13 protein-coding genes are annotated in these 16,406 nt (G+C 62.4%); 5 read left to right on the forward strand and 8 right to left on the reverse strand.

All coding sequences use genetic code 11. The features are described from left to right. Positions 1-25: 25 nt before the first annotated feature. Positions 26-2,146, reverse strand: a complete 2,121-nt coding sequence (locus OH764_RS04650; protein WP_498848191.1) for a fatty acid beta-oxidation multifunctional protein — start codon at positions 2,144-2,146, stop codon at positions 26-28. A 146-nt stretch (positions 2,147-2,292) separates the two neighbouring features. On the opposite strand from OH764_RS04650, the gene OH764_RS04655 reads away from it, so the two are divergent. The 3 genes from OH764_RS04655 to OH764_RS04665 all read left to right on the forward strand — a co-directional run bounded on the left by OH764_RS04655 (position 2,293) and on the right by OH764_RS04665 (position 4,000). Beyond that, positions 2,293-3,201 carry a LysR family transcriptional regulator gene (locus OH764_RS04655; protein ID WP_498848192.1) on the forward strand — a complete coding sequence of 303 codons (909 nt, stop codon included), beginning with the start codon at positions 2,293-2,295 and terminating at the stop codon, positions 3,199-3,201. A gap of 145 nt (positions 3,202-3,346) precedes the next feature. Beyond that, complete coding sequence (locus OH764_RS04660) at positions 3,347-3,535, forward strand: hypothetical protein (protein WP_498848193.1); 189 nt, start codon at positions 3,347-3,349, stop codon at positions 3,533-3,535. An 84-nt stretch (positions 3,536-3,619) separates the two neighbouring features. Then, positions 3,620-4,000, forward strand: a complete 381-nt coding sequence (locus OH764_RS04665) for a DUF5594 family protein (protein WP_498848194.1) — start codon at positions 3,620-3,622, stop codon at positions 3,998-4,000. Positions 4,001-4,028: 28 nt separating this feature from the next. On the opposite strand, the gene OH764_RS04670 is transcribed toward OH764_RS04665, so the two are convergent. The 7 genes from OH764_RS04670 to OH764_RS04700 all read right to left on the reverse strand — a co-directional run bounded on the left by OH764_RS04670 (position 4,029) and on the right by OH764_RS04700 (position 13,414). Next, positions 4,029-5,828, reverse strand: coding sequence for a methyl-accepting chemotaxis protein (locus OH764_RS04670; protein WP_498848195.1), 1,800 nt, complete (start codon positions 5,826-5,828; stop codon positions 4,029-4,031). 239 nt (positions 5,829-6,067) lie between these two features. Continuing rightward, positions 6,068-8,179 (reverse strand): phosphocholine-specific phospholipase C, encoded by a 2,112-nt coding sequence (locus OH764_RS04675; protein ID WP_498848196.1) that lies wholly within the window; start codon positions 8,177-8,179, stop codon positions 6,068-6,070. A gap of 78 nt (positions 8,180-8,257) precedes the next feature. Beyond that, a complete protein-coding gene (locus OH764_RS04680) occupies positions 8,258-8,581 on the reverse strand; it encodes a hypothetical protein (RefSeq protein WP_498848197.1) in 324 nt (107 codons plus the stop codon). A 179-nt stretch (positions 8,582-8,760) separates the two neighbouring features. Next, positions 8,761-9,615: an alpha/beta fold hydrolase gene (locus tag OH764_RS04685; RefSeq protein WP_498848198.1), complete on the reverse strand. Its 855-nt coding sequence runs from the start codon at positions 9,613-9,615 to the stop codon at positions 8,761-8,763. Positions 9,616-9,623: 8 nt separating this feature from the next. After that, positions 9,624-11,228 carry an acyl-CoA synthetase family protein gene (locus tag OH764_RS04690; RefSeq protein ID WP_498848199.1) on the reverse strand — a complete coding sequence of 535 codons (1,605 nt, stop codon included), beginning with the start codon at positions 11,226-11,228 and terminating at the stop codon, positions 9,624-9,626. Positions 11,229-11,342: 114 nt separating this feature from the next. After that, the gene (locus OH764_RS04695; protein WP_498848200.1) at positions 11,343-12,938 is read right to left on the reverse strand and encodes an aldehyde dehydrogenase family protein; all 1,596 of its coding nucleotides are present in this window, start codon (positions 12,936-12,938) and stop codon (positions 11,343-11,345) included. Between the two features lie 8 nt (positions 12,939-12,946). Then, entirely contained in the window at positions 12,947-13,414 is a 468-nt protein-coding gene (locus OH764_RS04700; protein WP_498848201.1) for a DUF4863 family protein, read from the reverse strand. 180 nt (positions 13,415-13,594) lie between these two features. Between OH764_RS04700 and OH764_RS04705 the strand changes: the two genes are divergently transcribed. Both OH764_RS04705 and boxC read left to right on the forward strand, forming a co-directional pair. Then, positions 13,595-14,590, forward strand: coding sequence for a helix-turn-helix transcriptional regulator (locus OH764_RS04705; protein WP_498848202.1), 996 nt, complete (start codon positions 13,595-13,597; stop codon positions 14,588-14,590). Positions 14,591-14,703: 113 nt separating this feature from the next. Further along, positions 14,704-16,374, forward strand: a complete 1,671-nt coding sequence (boxC, locus tag OH764_RS04710) for a benzoyl-CoA-dihydrodiol lyase (protein ID WP_498848203.1) — start codon at positions 14,704-14,706, stop codon at positions 16,372-16,374. The last annotated feature ends 32 nt before the right edge of the window (positions 16,375-16,406 follow it).

A 16,406-nucleotide genomic window follows, 5' to 3' on the forward strand; every position in this document is an offset into this window, starting at 1 on the left:
CGGCTGCGCTGAAAAGCGAGCCGCTTCATGCCGCGTGATTGAGGCTCGCAAAATCCGCGCCGCGCTCGACCAGGTCAATCAGCAAGGGCGAAGCTCGCCAGAACAATGGGTCTTCTTTCGCAAATTCGCGGATGTCCGCGAGAATACGCGGCAGGCCGACCATATCCGCATATTTCATCGGGCCGCCGCGATAACGCGGGAAACCGTAGCCGTATAAAAAGGTCACGTCGACGTCGAGCGGTCGCAGCGCAATCCGTTCATGTACGACGTTCGCTCCTTCATTGATCATCGCAGCCATGTAGCGGCGAATGATCTCGTCGTCGGAGAATTCGCGCGGGGTGATGCCGGCTCTCACGCGCTCGGCGTCGATGATCGCCTCGACTTCCGGATCGGGCTGACCGCTGCGCGATCCTTCGGGGTACAGATAAAAGCCGCGCCCCGTTTTTTGACCAAACCAGCCTCGCTCGCACAGACGGTCGGCAATCTGCACATAGCGGGCCGCCGGATTACGCGTCGCTGCGCGCCGTTTGCGCGCTGCCCAGCCGATGTCACCGCCAGCGAGATCCACCACCTGAAACGGTCCCATCGGGAAGCCGAACGCGCGTACTGCTGCATCGATCTGATAGGGCGACGCGCCGTCTTCCATCATCGCGTCGGCGGCACTGCGATAGACGGCGAGAATGCGGTTGCCAATGAAGCCGTCGCACACGCCTGCGCGTACCGGTGTCTTGCGCAGCTTCTTTGCAAGCTCGAATGCGGTGGCGACCACGTCGGCGCTGACGGCTTTCGGCACGACTACTTCAAGGAGCTTCATGATGTTGGCCGGCGAGAAGAAGTGCAGACCGATCACATCGGCGGGGCGCGAGATGCTGGCTGCAATCGCGTCGATGTCCAGATACGACGTGTTGGTTGCGAGCACGGCGCCCGGCTTGCACACGCGGTCGAGTTCGGCAAACACGGCCTGCTTGACCGACAGATCTTCGAACACGGCCTCGATCACGAGGTCCGCGTTGGCGAGTGCGTCGTATGAAGTACTGCCGGTCCAGCGCGCCATGAGTTGAGCCTTTTTCTCGTCACTCATGCGGCCCTTGGCAATCAGGCCGTCATAGACCTTTTCGATGTGCGCGCGGCCCCGGGCGAGCGATGCTTCATCGCGCTCGATCATCGTCACGGGCAGGCCCGCGTCGAGCACTGCGACGGCAATGCCCGCACCCATCGTGCCGCCGCCGACGACGCCAATCGCGTTCAGCGCACGCGGCTTCGTGTCGCGCGTCTCGGGCGCTTTCAGCACTTCGCGCTCCGCAAAAAACGCATGAACGAGGCCCGCGCGCTGCGGACTGTCGAGGCATTCGAGAAAGAGTTGGCGCTCGCGGCGCAAGCCGTCTTCGAAAGGCTGCGTGATTGCCGCTTCGACTGCATCGACGATCTTTAGCGGTGAAAACAGACCACGCGATTTTTTTGTGGTCTCGGCGCGTGCCGTAGCGACGACGGCGAGGTTCGCGGCCCGGTCGTTCAACGCGGTGGCGTCACGCGTGCGGCGCACCGGCGCATGACCCGCAAGCAATTCGTGAACATAGGCGAGACCTTCCGCGAGGATGTCGTCGCTGCTGCCAAGCCGGTCGACGAGCCCTAACGCCAGTGCTTCCTGCGCGGTTGCATGGCGACCGCTCAACATCAGGTCGAGCGCCGCCTGGGCGCCGATCAGGCGCGGCGTGCGCTGCGTGCCGCCCGCGCCGGGCAGCAATCCGAGTTGGACCTCGGGCAAGCCGAGCTTCGCCCCGTCTACGGCGATCCGGTAATGCGCGGCGAGCGCCACTTCCAGACCGCCGCCGAGCGCCGCACCGTGAATCGCCGCGACGACTGGTTTCGTACACGCTTCAATGCGGTTGCACACGTCCGGCAGCGACGGCGGCACCGGTGGCTTGCCGAACTCGCGAATGTCCGCGCCGGCAATGAAGTTGCGGCCCGCGCCGACAATCAGCACGGCTTGCACCGAACGGTCGCTGTCGGCGGCTTCGATCGCGGCGAGCAGTCCGCGCCGCACGTCGGCAGAGAGCGCGTTGACGGGCGCGTGATCGATCGTGACGAGCAGCACCTTGCCACGCAATTCGCGTGTCACGACGTCGGTTGAAGTGGTGAAGCTCATGGCGTGTCGTCTCCTGGCTGATTGTCTGGGCGCGTCGGCGGCATCCCGCGCCCGCGAATTGTCCTGATTGTGGAGTGGTCAAGGTTCATTGACAATCACATGAACGGTTGACAGACTGTCAAAATAACTTTGACAAAGGCGCAGTTGTGGACGTCCATTCGCTGACTTTGCTGGTGGAGATTCTCGACGCAGGTAATCTGAGCGAGGCGGCGAGGCGCCTGAAAATGAGCCGCGCGAACGTGAGCTATCACCTGAACCAGCTGGAACGCTCGGTGGGCGTGCAGCTCGTTCGGCGCACCACGCGTCGCGTCGAACCCACTGAAATCGGTCTACAGCTATATGAGCATGGCCGCGCGATTCAGAACGCGTTGCTGGCTGCGCGCGAATCGGTGACGACGCTCGGGCAAAGCCTGCAGGGGCGGGTGCGCCTGAGCGTGCCGAGCGGTTACGGTCAACTCGTCATGTCCGAGTGGTTGATCGAGTTCAAGCGTCGCTATCCAGGCATCGTTCTCGATGTGTTGTTCGAGAACCGCGTGGAAGACCTGATGCGCGACGAAGTGGACATTGCCGTGCGGGTCATGTCCGAGCCGCCGCAAAATCTCGTGGCGCGCGATATGGGACCGGTCAGATACGTTGCCTGTGCATCGCGCGCGTTCGCGGAAAACCACGGCATGCCCATGCAACTCGACGATCTGCGCACCACGCCATTGATTACGGCGGCGGTGGTGGGCCGTCAATTGCGGGTTGCCGCCTATCTCGGTGACGAACGGCACGAGGTGCTGCTCGAACCGACAATCATCTCCGAGAACTTTCTGTTTTTGCGGCAAGCGGTACTTGCAGGGCTAGGCGTCGGCATCTTGCCGGATTATGTGGTGCAAGATGATCTGAAACGCGGCGATGCCGTAACTACGCTCGACGAATGGCGCCTGAGTATCTTCGGTACGAACATGTACATGCTTTACATGCCGAACCGGCACCACACTCGCGCGGCGGCAACTTTCATCGAGTTCATTCTGGCGCAGGCGCGGGCAAGCGGAAGAGGCGGCGCTTCGTAGCCCGCGGGTTTTCGGCCGACCACAATTGTCCCTTCGTGTAGCTCTGGCGAGTATGCTGTGAAAAAAGAGCGTGCACGAGCCGTGCAACAGTACGCCACGAACTTAAAGAACGTCACGAACGTCGTGAACGTCAGCGGAGACCGGAATGAAGTGGACAATCGCATTTCTCGTCGTGCTCGCAAGCATCATTGTGGCGATGCTGATCGCGCGCCTGCCCGCCGAGCAGGCTATTCGCCTGGGAGGCTATGCGGCGACGGCGGCGCTTGCTGCGCTCGTGAGTTACGTGATCCGGCGGCGCGGCAATCGCGCGCGTAAAACGAGGCGCGTGGGCTAGGCGGCGCCGAGCTGAGTGCTTGCAGCGGGCCGCGTAGTACATGCTACGATGCTTCGCTCATTGCGCAGCATGTCGGAGAATCAGATGCGTCCAGAGAATGCCGCCCGTTTCGATGAAGAGTTCGCGCCTCGCATCGCCGAGGCCATCGCCGCGTGCTTCGCTACCACCGTGCACACGGAAATACTGCCGTATGAAGGCCCTGGCCATCCCACGCGCCTGCGCATTCACGCGGCGCCGCTCGAGCATATCGCCCAGTTTGCGCATCCGTTGAATCTATATCTCACGTGGGACAGCGACGAGATCGAGAGGCTCATGAAAGAAGAAGGGCAGGCGCGTTTCTCTCGTTATCTGGCCGCGCTGCCGCGAAAGCTGGCGGCGTGGCATCATGCGCGCGACCTCGATTTTCTGTCGCACACCCAGGCCGATCCGGTGGCACTGATAGGCGGGCTCGACTTCGAGTCGTAAGCCCGCGCCACCGGTTTTTTCGGCTCGTCTAGTCGAGCTTGAACTGCGTAACCGCGCTCGCGAGGCTCACCGCCTGCGATTGCAATGCGGCGGCAGCTGCCGTCGACTGTTCGACGAGCGCGGCGTTCTGCTGAACCATTTCGTCCAGCTGGCTCACCGCGCGGTTCACTTCCTGAATGCCGCGAGTCTGCTCATTGGCGGCTTGCGTGATTTCGGAAATGATCGTGGTCACGTTGGCGACGTTGCTCACGATCTCCGTCATCGTTTCGCCCGCCTGGCGCACCTGTCCCGAGCCTGAACTCACACTCGCGACCGTGGCTTCGATCAGCGCCTTGATTTCCTTGGCGGCTTGCGCGCTGCGTTGTGCGAGGCTGCGCACTTCGCCCGCCACGACCGCGAAGCCGCGACCCTGTTCGCCGGCGCGGGCAGCTTCAACCGCAGCGTTTAGCGCAAGAATATTGGTCTGGAAAGCAATGCCGTCGATCACGCCGATGATGTCGGAGATCTTCACCGACGCATGTTCGATCTCGCCCATCGTCGTAATCACTTCGGAGATGACCACGCCGCCGCGCGAAGCGACCCGCGATGCGGAAACTGCGGTCGTGTCGGCCTGCTTCGCGGCGCTCGCCGATTGGGTGACCGTGGAAGTGATCTCTTCCATCGACGCTGCGGTTTCCTGCAAGCTCGCCGCAGCCGATTCGGTGCGTCCGGACAGATCGACGTTGCCCGCTGCAATTTCATTGGCGGCCACGCGCACCGACTCGCTCGCATCGCGAATCTGACGCATCACGTGACTCAGTTTGTCGATGAATGTGTTGAACGAACGGGCGATCTGCGCGACTTCGTCGTTGCCGATGGCAGGCAGGCGTTGCGTCAGATCGCCTTCGCCGGAACCGATGTCGTCCATTGCATCGCGTACTTTCGACAGACGCTGGAACGAAACCGCGGTGACCGCCGCGACAATAGCCGCCGCAATGCCCGCAATCACGATCAGCGCGACCACCGACGCGGTCAGCAGCGAACGCATCCCGGCGGTTGCCTCCGCTTTGTCGAGCGCGACGACCACGTACCAGTTGGTGCCCGGAATGGATTGCGCGCGCAACAGTTTCGAGCTGCCGCTGACGTCCATCTGCACCGGACGTTGCGCGCTAAAGAGCGCGGCGAGCTTGTCGCCGGCGAGGCCAGGCGCCAGATCGGACACCGGCTTCAACGTGAGCTTTGGATCCGGATGCGCGACGATATTGCCGCTCGCGTCGATCAACATGCCGAAGCTCGCGGGGGTCGGGTGGATCGACTTCACGTTGGCGATCACGCTGTCCATTGCGACGTCGCCGGACACCACGCCCTTGACGGTGCCGTCGCGTACAACGGGCGCGGCGAACGCGACCACCAGCTTACCCGAGCCGACATCGACATAGGGCGGCGTTGCCACCGGCTTGCCTGCTGCGACGGCCTGCTTGTACCAGGGCCGCCCGGTCGGATCGTAGTCGGGGGGAATGCCGGTCGGGTCGGAAAACTTTGCTGTCTTGTCTGCGTAGCCAACATACACGTTGGTGAACTTGCCAGCAGTGGCGATCTGCTTGAGTGCCGGCGACGGGTCGGGTTGAAGCACCGCGTCCTGCAGCGAGTCGACCATCTGGCTATTGGCGGCAACCCAGTCGCTGATACCGGCTGCATGGCCGCTCTCGACTGCCGTCAAACTGCTGTCGATGGCGTCGGCGTTATACGAATTCGCGACCACATAATTAAGGACCGCATTGGCAGCAAGTGCCACCACGACGATGGCGACGCACAGCGCAACGATCCGCGCGCGAATGGATGTGAACATGGTGGAAGTCTTTCGGATGAGCATTGAGCCGTAGTGATTGAGGCGGGCGCCTCATACGGGGTATACGGCTTACTAACGGAAAGACTTGAGCGCATGTGCGCCAGTGTTTTCACACGGTGCATCGCGCGATTCGTCTGAAGATAAGGATTCAAATACGGCCAACGTGCACTACGATTTAAAAAAACGGCCGCTGCTTTTTATCGCAGCGGCCGTTCTCATGCGTCGGTGTTCGCGCTCGCTCAGGCGCCCAGCGCAGGATCGCTCATGCTGCTCTTGCCCGTCTCCACGTGGCCTGCAAAACGGCGGGCAAACAGCGGGTCGGTGTCGACGGTGATCGCCAGGTCGTACCAGCCGTGCGCATTGCGAAGATCGAGGTAAAGCTCGTCCGTATCGCCGCCGCGCACCACACGTTTGATCGTGTGCTTCGGGTCGTACGCATTGACGATCGTGAACTTGCAATGCGCGCTGCCCACGTTTTCAAGGCGCAGTTGCAGGTTGCCGTTCACGACGTCGTAGCCTTCGAGTACTTCCGGGCGCGCGATATCCGAGCCGTCCCACCAGCTGCGCGCAATCGGCCGGCCGGTGAAGCGGCGCAAGAATCCGTTCGGACCGTGCACGGTGAAATCGTAAGTGCCGTCCGCATTGAGCGGGAACTGATCCTGCAAGCGCTTGCCGGCCTCGACCGTGTACGTGCGCGGCGCGGCCAGGCTATTTGCGCGATAGACCAGAAACACGGCGCCCGCGCTGCCCGTATTGACGAAGCGCATGGTCAACGTTTTGTCGGCACCTTCGCCATGTACTCGCACGAACATTTCATACGGCAGCGCGCGAGCCGGGCGCACGCCGGGTTCCTGGCGCGGGACTGCCTGGACCGCAGGCGGCAGCGGCACGTAATCCGGATGACGGTTCTGATCGGGCGGCACATAGCCGGTCGTGCTCGGCAACGTCGGGAAGGCGTCGTTCGGGTTGCTGAAATTGAAGGCCGACGTCAGGTCGCCGCACACGGCGCGTCGCCACGGCGAGATGTTCGGCTCGCCGAGATTGTGCTGTTGGCCGAAGCGCTGTTCGATGAAGCGGATTACCGACGTATGATCGAACACCTCCGAGCAAACATAGCCGCCTTTGGACCACGGCGAGACGACGAGCATCGGCACGCGCGGGCCGAGGCCGTACGGCGCGGCGACGTTCTTTGCATCGCCCGGATAGATCTCGTTGACAGTGTCGACAGTGGAGAGGCCATTCGCGCTCGAACTCGGCGCGCACGGCGGCACCATGTGGTCGAAGAAGCCGTCGTTCTCGTCGTAATTGATCAGGAGTACCGTCTTACTCCACACCTCGGGATTCGACGTCAGGATCTGCAAGACCTGGTCGATGTACCACGCGCCGTAGTTCGCAGGCCAGTTCGGGTGCTCGGAATAGGCTTCCGGTGCAACGATCCACGAGACTTGCGGCAGCGCGTTGTTCTGCACATCGCGCTTGAGAATGTCGAAGTAGCCGTCGCCCTTCAATGCATTCGTGCCGGTGCGCGCGTTCTCGTACAGCGGGTTGCCCGGCTGTGCGTTGCGGTACTGGTTGAAGTAAAGCAGCGAGTTGTCGCCGTAGTTGCCGATGTAGGCGTTCTGAGTCCAGCCCCACGAGCCTTTGGCGTCGAGGCCGGTGCCGATGTCCTGATAGATCTTCCACGAAATGCCTGCGTTTTGCAGCACTTCCGGATAGGTCGACCAGCCGTAACCGAGCTCGGAATTGTCGATCACGGGTCCGCCGCCGGTGCCGTCGTTGCCTACACCGCCTGCCCACATGTAGTAGCGGTTTGGGTCCGTCGGGCCCATTAGCGAGCAATGGTAGGCGTCGCAGATTGTGAAAGCGTCGGCGAGCTGATAGTGAAAAGGAATGTCCTCGCGCGTGAGGTAGGCCATGGTGGTCGCGCTTTTGGCGGGCACCCACTGATCGTAGCGGCCGCCGTTCCACGCGGCGTGCGTGCTGTTCCAGTCGTGCGCGAGGTCTTGCAGGAACTGCAGTCCGAGGTTCGGCGCGCTCGGGCGAAACGGCAACACATAGCCGAGATCCGCGGCAAGCGGTTGATACCACACCGGCTTGCCATTGGGCAGATTGACCGCGCGCGTGTCGCCGAAACCGCGGACACCCTTGAGCGTGCCGAAGTAGTGGTCGAACGAGCGGTTTTCCTGCATCAGCACCACGATATGTTCGACGTCGCGGATCGTGCCGGTCTTGTTGTTCGCCGGAATGGCGAGCGCGTTGCGAATGCCTTGCGGCAGCATGCTCAGCGCGGTGACGGAACCGGCCGCGTGCGCGGCAGAGCGTAGAAAATCACGACGATTTTTTGAGGTCATGGTATGTGCTTTCGTGTCTTCAGTGGGGAAACGATCCACGCAGCGCGGCAGGCATGAGCGGCGCGTGAAGCGCGGGACTCAGTCAACGGTATGGATTACAGGTGTGGCGAGGGGCGTCGAAGCGGCGGCGGACAATGCAGGATCGGCGCTTGATGCAGGTAGTGCTGGGCTTTGAATCGTGACGGCGGCAGGCGAGGGCGATGCAGAAAGGGGATTGGCCGACAGGACGGCGGTGTTGCTCTGATCGGTGGCATTCAGCGCGGAGCTCGCGTTGCCCGTATCCGGCGCCTTGGCGTCGTCATTGCCGCAGGCGACCATCAGCGCGGACAGTGGCAGCGCCACGAGCGCAATGGCCAAACGTTTGCGATGCAAGGCACTGAACGGCTTCGATGCATAGGACATAGCGATGTCTCCGGCACGGGGAACGCGCGGGCATCGGTGTGCCCAGGTCAGCGGTGCGAAGAGAATATCCGCTTACCTGTGTAAGTTTTGTGAAGTTTTGGAAATTTGGGGATTTGGTGACAAATGGGGATAGAGGCTGTCGCCTCGCCCGTTGCGTGCCGGCAAGCGGCAACCTGCGGCTACCGGTGTCGCGACACGAACTCCGCGATTGCCTCGTTCAACCGGTCTGGCGCATCGCGGTGTGGCGAATGTCCGCAAGCGTCGAGCTTGACGAGTTCGGCATGCGGCGCGTACTCGGGAATGATGTCGATCTGAGCCATCGTGCCGTAGTTGTCGTCGTGGCCTTGTAGGGCGAGCAATGGCTTGCTGATCGTCGAGAGCTGCTGCGCAATCGACCAGTCGCGGAATGCGGGGTCCAGCCAGATATCGTTCCAGCCATAGAAAGCGGAATCGACGTCCGCGTGATAGCGGGCGAGCTTGTCGCGCAGGTCGGTGCTTTCGTAAAGCTGCTTCGTCTGCGCGATGCTTTGCACCGATAACTCCTGGACGAATACGTGCGGCGCGATGGCCACCGCACCCGCCAGCGCGTCGGGATGCAACGCCGCATAAAGCAGCGCGATCGAGCCGCCGTCGCTGTGTCCAATGACCCACATGCGCCGCCGTTCGTGCAGGCCGATGCCGAGTTCGTCCAGCAGCGCGGGCAAAATATCGCGCGCCTGGTCGCTCATGAAGTCGACCGGCCATTTGACGTGGTGGGGACGCGGTGTCGACAAACCATAACCGGGACGCGAGTACACGAGTCCACGCATGCCGAGCCGCTCGCACAACGATTGTGGCCAGTCGCGCCACATGGCGATCGAGCCGAGTCCTTCGTGAAGAAAGACGGCTATTGGCGCATGGCTCGTTGCGTTGCCAGTTGCTTCGGCGGGTGCACCGTTCAACCAGCGATATTCGATGCGCAGCGGCCCGTGCGATGCCGTGGCGGGCAAGTCGGCGAAATGGCTAGCGGGCGTCTCGACAGCGGCATTCTGCATGTATCACCTTATGACTGTTCGCGCAGTTTGAAGCGTTGGATTTTTCCGGTGGCGGTCTTCGGCAAGTCGTCGACGAACACGATATCGCGTGGATACTTGTGCGGAGCGAGCCGGTCTTTCACGAACGCCTTCAGCTCATCCACCAGTATCTCAGACGGTGGGAACTCGCGCTTCAATACGACGAACGCGCGAGTTTTCACAAGGCCGCCATGATCGACGCCGACAACGGCCGCTTCGAGCACTGCGTCATGCTGCACCAGCACCATTTCCACTTCGACCGGCGACACATACTGGCCGCTGACTTTCAGCATGTCGTCGCTGCGGCCCGCATACACATAGCAGCCATTCGGCAAACGGCTGTACTTGTCGCCGCTGCGAATCCACTCGCCGAGAAAAGTGGCTCGCGTTTTTTCGCGGTTGCTCCAGTACATCAGCGCGGCACTCGGGCCTTTGATAAAGAGATCGCCCACTTCACCGTCGCCGACCGCGCGACCGCTGTCGTCGCGTAACTCCACTTCGTAACCAGGCACAGGGCGACCGGTCGTGCCATATTCGACTTCGCCCGCGCGATTGGACAGGAAGATATGCAGCATCTCCGTCGAGCCGATGCCGTCGAGAATTTCGCAGCCAAAGTGCCGCGTAAACCGTTCGCCGATCTCCCGCGGCAATGCCTCGCCAGCGGAGGTGCAAACGCGCATCGCGACATCGTCGCGCGCAGGTAGATTTGGCGACACGAGCATGCTCGCGTAAAGCGTCGGCACGCCATAGAAAACGGTCGGAAGGTGGCGCGTGAGGCGGGAGAAAACGGCGTCGGCGGTGGGGCGCTCGGCCATCAACACAGCAGTGGCGCCGACAGAAAGCGGAAAGGTCAATGCGTTGCCCAGCCCATATGCAAAGAACAACTTCGCCGCGGAGAACACCACATCGCTTTCGACAATGCCCAGCACCGGCTTCGCGTACAACTCGGCGGTCCAGTAAAGATTCGCATGCGTGTGGACCGTGCCCTTCGGTTTGCCGGTCGAACCCGACGAATACAGCCAGAAGGCAATGTCGTCGCAACCTGTGGTGGCAGCTTTCAATGCGGGCGTCGCGGCGTCGATCAGATCTTCCAGCACCGGTGCCGCGAGCGGCTCGCCTCCAGGTGCTGGCGCCGCGCGGTTTGACACGATGAGCTGGCAGCCATCGTGCTCGGCCGTCTCCATGGCTTGCGTGACATGTGGGATCAGCGCGCTCGACGCAATGACCGCACGCGCATGACTATGCGTGAGCATGTACACGTAATCGGCCGGCGTGAGGAGCGTGTTGGCGACCACCGGAACCACGCCCGCATAGAGCGCGCCAAGAAAGGCGATGGGCAATGAGACGGTGTCCAGCATCACCAGCAGCACACGCTCTTCCGGATGCACGCCCAAACCGCGTAACGCGCTCGAGAAGCGCCGTGCGCGATCTTCGAGTTCGCCGTAAGTCGTGTGGCCGCTGTCGTCGATATAAGCGGTTTTCGCCGCGCGCGGCGCGTTCAACGCGAACAGATGAGCCGCGAAATTGAAGCGAGCGGGCGGCGGCTCGACCGTGACGACAGGCTGGCTTGCAGCCGGTTCGAACAGGGCTTCCATATGTCTCCTCCATCGAGTGGGGGCGGTCCGGCTGTTATGTGCTCATGATCCGCTGAATGTCTGCGTGCGCTACTGCGGGCGCTTTTCCGTCAGGTGGTGTTCATCTTCAAGTCGTCATGCCGTGGGCGAATGGGTTAGCTGCGTAACTGCATCGATTGCCGCTGCCGACGCCTGAATCGCCGAACGCCGGTGATAGAAACCGAGCGCGCGCAGACCGCCGAGTTCTTCGCCGCCGCCTGCGCGTCCCGGTCCGCCGTGAAGCGACATCGGCATCACATTGCCGTGGCCGGTCTGACTCTGCTCGACGGAAGGCGAAACCGCATGCACGCGGCCATGCGAATCGGCCAGTTCAAGTGCAAGCCTGCCCAGGTGCGCGTCGTCGTTTGAATAGATCGATGCGACGAGCGATCCCTGTCCGCGCCGCGCGAGGTTGACCGCGTGCGCTTCGCGCAGTTCACCGGCACCGGATGCGACGCGATATGGCGCCACGCTCGCCACGGGTCCGAAAACTTCGACATCGTGGAGCAGCGTCGCGTTATCCGGATCGTTGACGACGAACAGATGCGGCGCGATGCATGCAGCAACAGCCGCATCGGCGTCGATGAGCGGCGCGGCCGACCCGTCGTACGCGAGCACCGCTTCCTCGCGCAACGCAGCAATGCCCGCCAGCACGTTCTCGTATTGTGCGCGGCTCACGAGCGATCCCATGCGCACGGCGTCGTTGCGCGGATTGCCCACGGTGATCTTCGCGAGCTTCGTTTTCAGTGCATCGATGACGGCATCGAGCGCCGCGTCAGGAACGAACGCGCGCCGGATCGCGGTGCATTTCTGCCCGGATTTCACGGTCATCTCCCGCACGACTTCCTTGATGAAAAGATCGAATGCGGGCGTGTCAGGCGTGGCGTCCGCACACAGAATGGCGCTGTTCAGACTATCGGCTTCGACATTGAGCCGCGCGCCGCGTGCGACGAAAGCCGGGTGTGCGCGCAGCGATGCGGCCGTTTCAGCGGAGCCCGTGAAGGACACGACATCGAACGCCTGAACCTGGTCGAGCAGCCCCGCAGAGCCGCCGCAAATCACGGAGAGCGCGCCGCGTGGCAGGATGCCTGCGTCGACGACATCGGCGATCATGCGTTGCGTGAGCCACGCCGTCGCGGTCGCGGGCTTGACGATGAGGGGCACGCCGGAAAGCAACGCAGGCGCCGCTTTTTCCCACAAGCCCCACGACGGAAAGTTGAATGCGTTGATAAAGAGCGCGACGCCGCGCGTTGGCGTGAGCACGTGCTGCACGCTGAACGATTGATCCTTGCTCAATGCGCTCGCGTTGCCGTCGCGCAGCGCATGCACGTTGCCGAGCGATGCTCCGAGCCTGGCGTAGTACGACAGCGTGAAAATGCCGCCGTCGATATCCACCGCTGAGTCGTTGCGCGTGGTGCCGGAGTTCGCGAGAGCGATCGCGTAGTAGTCGTCGCGCCTTGCCTGAAGCAGCTTGACCACATCGGCGAGACGCGCGGCGCGCTCGGCATAGGTCAGCGCGCGCAGTGCCGCGCCGGCTTCATCGCGCGCAAAGCGGAACGCGTGTGGGAGATCCAGTCCTTCGCTGGACACGCGGACGAGCGCTTCTCCCGTTACTGGATCGATCAGCGTGTGTCCGTCTCCGGTTCCCGCGACCCATTCGCCCGCTACGTGGTTCTTCAGCAGTTCGATCATGACGGCACTCACGCAGCGGTGAATTCGATTGCGCCTTGCGGCAGCAGATAGAGCACGAGCGCCTGGCCGTTCGCCACCGTGGGTCGATGCGCGGAGCCTGCGTGATAGACGCACCAGCCCGCAGGGTGGCCGTCGAAGGTCGCGCCTTCTGTCAGCGGCATGATGAGATCGATCTCGCCGTGCGGATGAACATGATGCGGGCCGGCGATGTTCTTCATGTCGACCACGTCGACGGAAAAGCCGTGGGTGTCGGGCAGCGCTTTGAAGATGCGCCCGTAACGGATGCCGCCGCCCTCGCGGTTGCACAGCCAGCCTTCAGCGACTCCCGCGCGGCATGCGGCGGCGAGATCGCGAAAGGTCTGGCTGTCTGCGGGATAAGTGCTGTTGAGCCAGTCTGCGAGTTCGGCGTTCAGCGGCCGGCCCGCGAGTTGCGCTGTCACGCCGGCTATCAGGCGCTGGAAATCGGATGGGGACATGCGGGTCTCCAGACTGTGCGCACGCACGTTAGTGCATGTGACGCGCTGCGCGGTCTCCGTAATGCCGCTCGAAGAATCGCGGCGAGCTTGGTATGAGATCAATGTTCGGCGAAAATTAACCGTTCACTAAGTGTGTGTCAAGCACTATAGTACATGTATGGCTGGATCTAGGTAGAAAACATGAACCGAAATAACGTTGCTTCATCGTCCGACTCGCCGTCCGATTCGTCGCCGCTCGAAACCGTCGGCGAGGAGAGCGCTCGCGGGGAGCGCACCGGCGAGCGCGAGGAGCGCGACCCGTTTCTGACCGCGATGGGCGAACGCGTGCGCCTGCTGCGCGCGCGTCGCGGCATGACGCGCAAGACACTGGCTGCCGAAACCGGCTTGTCGGAGCGGCATCTCGCGAATCTGGAATCGGGCGTCGGCAATGCGTCGGTGCTGGTGTTGCGGCAGATCGCGGCCACGTTGAACTGCCCGCTGGCCGAGGTGATCGGCGACGAGACTACTGCCTCTGCTGAATGGTTGCTGATCCGCGAACTGCTGCACGGGCGTGACCAAGCTGCATTGCAGCGCGCGCGCATGGCACTTGCCGAGATGTTCGCGCAAGCGCCGCGCGACCCGCATCGCAAGGACCGGATCGCGTTGATCGGCCTGCGCGGCGCCGGAAAGTCGACGCTCGGGCGCATGCTCGCGCAGGAGCGCAAGGTGCCGTTCGTCGAGCTGACGCGGGTGATCGAGCAGCTGGCGGGCTGCCCGCCGGCGGAAATCCATTCGCTATATGGCGCGAGCGCTTACAGGCGGTACGAACACCGTGCGCTCGAAGCGGTGATACAGGAGCACGAACGTGCGGTGATTGCGTCGCCGGGCGGGCTGGTGTCCGAGTCCGGCACGTTCAACGCGCTGCTGTCGCATTGCTTCACCGTCTGGCTGCAGGCCGCGCCGGAGGAGCATATGCGCCGGGTCGTCGCGCAGGGCGATTTGCGGCCCATGTCAGGCAACAAGGAGGCGATGGACGACCTGAAGCGCATTCTGGCCGGCCGCAGCGAGTTGTATGGCCGCGCGGATATGACCTTCGACACGAGCGAGAAAACCTTGGCGGACGCCTATCTGCAACTGCGGGACCGCCTTGCGGCGCGGCTCGCAGCCGAATCGCCCGATGAGGCGCGCGCTGTCTGACGTGCATTGAGGGATCAGGGAAACACCCTAAGATGCATTAAAGTGCTTTACATGGGTCGGACAGTGCACTATTGTTCTAGAAACAACTTGCATGTCCAAGTCAGGAGACGCCCATGTCCACAGCAGAAGCCGCGATCGCGCCGGTCGATTACCGCACCGATCCCTCGCAGTACAAGCACTGGAAGCTGAGCTTCAACGGCCCGGTAGCCACGCTCGGTATCGACATCGCGGAAGACGGCGGCATTCGCGACGGCTATAAGCTCAAACTGAATTCGTATGACCTCGGCGTGGATATCGAACTGCACGACGCTATTCAGCGAATTCGTTTCGAGCATCCGGAAGTCAAAACCGTCGTGTTGACGAGTCTCAAGGACCGCGTGTTCTGCTCCGGTGCCAACATCTTCATGCTCGGTCTTTCGTCGCATGCGTGGAAGGTCAACTTCTGCAAGTTCACGAACGAAACGCGTAACGGACTCGAAGACTCGTCGCGGTATTCGGGCCTCAAATTTCTTGCGGCGGTGAACGGCGCCTGTGCGGGCGGCGGTTATGAACTTGCCCTTGCGTGCGACGAGATCTACCTGGTGGACGACCGCTCTTCGTCGGTGTCATTGCCGGAAGTGCCGTTGCTCGGCGTGCTGCCCGGCACGGGCGGACTCACGCGCGTCACTGACAAACGCAAGGTGCGCCATGACCGCGCCGACATTTTCTGCACCGTGGTCGAAGGCATTCGCGGCGAGCGGGCAAAAGCGTGGCGTCTCGTGGACGAGGTGGTCAAACCGAACAAGTTCGACCAGGCCATTCAGGCTCGCGCGCTCGAACTCGCCGCCCAGAGCGATCGTCCTTCCGACGCGCAAGGTGTGATGCTCACGCGCATCGAGCGTACGGACCGCGACGACGGGCTCACGTATAAAACGCTAGACGTCACGATCGATCGCGCTAAACGCATTGCGACATTCACCGCAAAAGCGCCGCAAACCGAACAGCCTACGAATATCGATGCGGTCGTCGCGGCGGGCGCGAACTGGTGGCCGTTGCATTTCGCTCGCGAACTCGACGACGCCATCCTGTCGATGCGCACCAACGAGCTTGAAGTCGGCACGTGGATATTCCGAACCGAAGGCGACGCGCGCAACGTGCTCGCTGCCGACGCCGTGTTGATGCAGCACAAGGACCACTGGTTCGTACGCGAGACGATTGGCCTGTTGCGCCGCACGCTCGCGCGCATCGACGTTTCGTCGCGTTCGTTATTTGCATTGATCGAACCGGGCTCATGCTTCGCCGGCACCTTTGCCGAACTCGCTTTTGCGGCGGATCGTTCGTACATGGCCGCATTGCCGGGCAATGAGGAAGAGGAGCCGGCCATTACGCTGTCGGAAGCGAACTTCGGTCTTTATCCGATGGTTACCCACCAGTCACGGCTTGCACGCCGCTTCTATGAAGAAGCGGCGCCGCTCGACGCGGTGCGTTCGCTGATCGGACAGGCGGTCAAGCCGGTCGAAGCGGAGCGTTTGGGACTTGTCACGGCAGCGCCGGACGACATCGATTGGGCCGACGAGATTCGGATCGCACTCGAGGAACGCGCGGCAATGTCTCCCGATGCGCTGACCGGACTCGAAGCGAACCTGCGTTTCAACGGCCCCGAAACAATGGAAACGCGCATTTTTGGCCGTCTCACCGCGTGGCAGAACTGGATCTTCAACCGGCCGAACGCAGTGGGCGAGAAGGGTGCGCTCAAGGTGTACGGCAAGGGCAGCAAGGCGCAATTCGACGTATCGCGAGTTTGACGCATGAGCGCGATACGACGCCCGCTTCCCGG

This window comes from Burkholderia sp. M6-3, assembly GCF_050858985.1.
Lineage (GTDB): Bacteria > Pseudomonadota > Gammaproteobacteria > Burkholderiales > Burkholderiaceae > Paraburkholderia > Paraburkholderia caledonica.

What these genes read in the sequence shown, in the direction of transcription:
- OH764_RS04650 (WP_498848191.1), bottom strand. Translation starts at nt 2,146, where the DNA reads ATGAGCTTCACCACTTCAACCGACGTCGTGACACGCGAATTGCGTGGC.
- OH764_RS04660 (WP_498848193.1), top strand. Translation starts at nt 3,347, where the DNA reads ATGAAGTGGACAATCGCATTTCTCGTCGTGCTCGCAAGCATCATTGTG.
- OH764_RS04665 (WP_498848194.1), top strand. Translation starts at nt 3,620, where the DNA reads ATGCGTCCAGAGAATGCCGCCCGTTTCGATGAAGAGTTCGCGCCTCGC.
- OH764_RS04670 (WP_498848195.1), bottom strand. Translation starts at nt 5,828, where the DNA reads ATGTTCACATCCATTCGCGCGCGGATCGTTGCGCTGTGCGTCGCCATC.
- OH764_RS04675 (WP_498848196.1), bottom strand. Translation starts at nt 8,179, where the DNA reads ATGACCTCAAAAAATCGTCGTGATTTTCTACGCTCTGCCGCGCACGCG.
- OH764_RS04680 (WP_498848197.1), bottom strand. Translation starts at nt 8,581, where the DNA reads ATGTCCTATGCATCGAAGCCGTTCAGTGCCTTGCATCGCAAACGTTTG.
- OH764_RS04685 (WP_498848198.1), bottom strand. Translation starts at nt 9,615, where the DNA reads ATGCAGAATGCCGCTGTCGAGACGCCCGCTAGCCATTTCGCCGACTTG.
- OH764_RS04690 (WP_498848199.1), bottom strand. Translation starts at nt 11,228, where the DNA reads ATGGAAGCCCTGTTCGAACCGGCTGCAAGCCAGCCTGTCGTCACGGTC.
- OH764_RS04695 (WP_498848200.1), bottom strand. Translation starts at nt 12,938, where the DNA reads ATGATCGAACTGCTGAAGAACCACGTAGCGGGCGAATGGGTCGCGGGA.
- OH764_RS04700 (WP_498848201.1), bottom strand. Translation starts at nt 13,414, where the DNA reads ATGTCCCCATCCGATTTCCAGCGCCTGATAGCCGGCGTGACAGCGCAA.
- OH764_RS04705 (WP_498848202.1), top strand. Translation starts at nt 13,595, where the DNA reads ATGAACCGAAATAACGTTGCTTCATCGTCCGACTCGCCGTCCGATTCG.
- boxC (WP_498848203.1), top strand. Translation starts at nt 14,704, where the DNA reads ATGTCCACAGCAGAAGCCGCGATCGCGCCGGTCGATTACCGCACCGAT.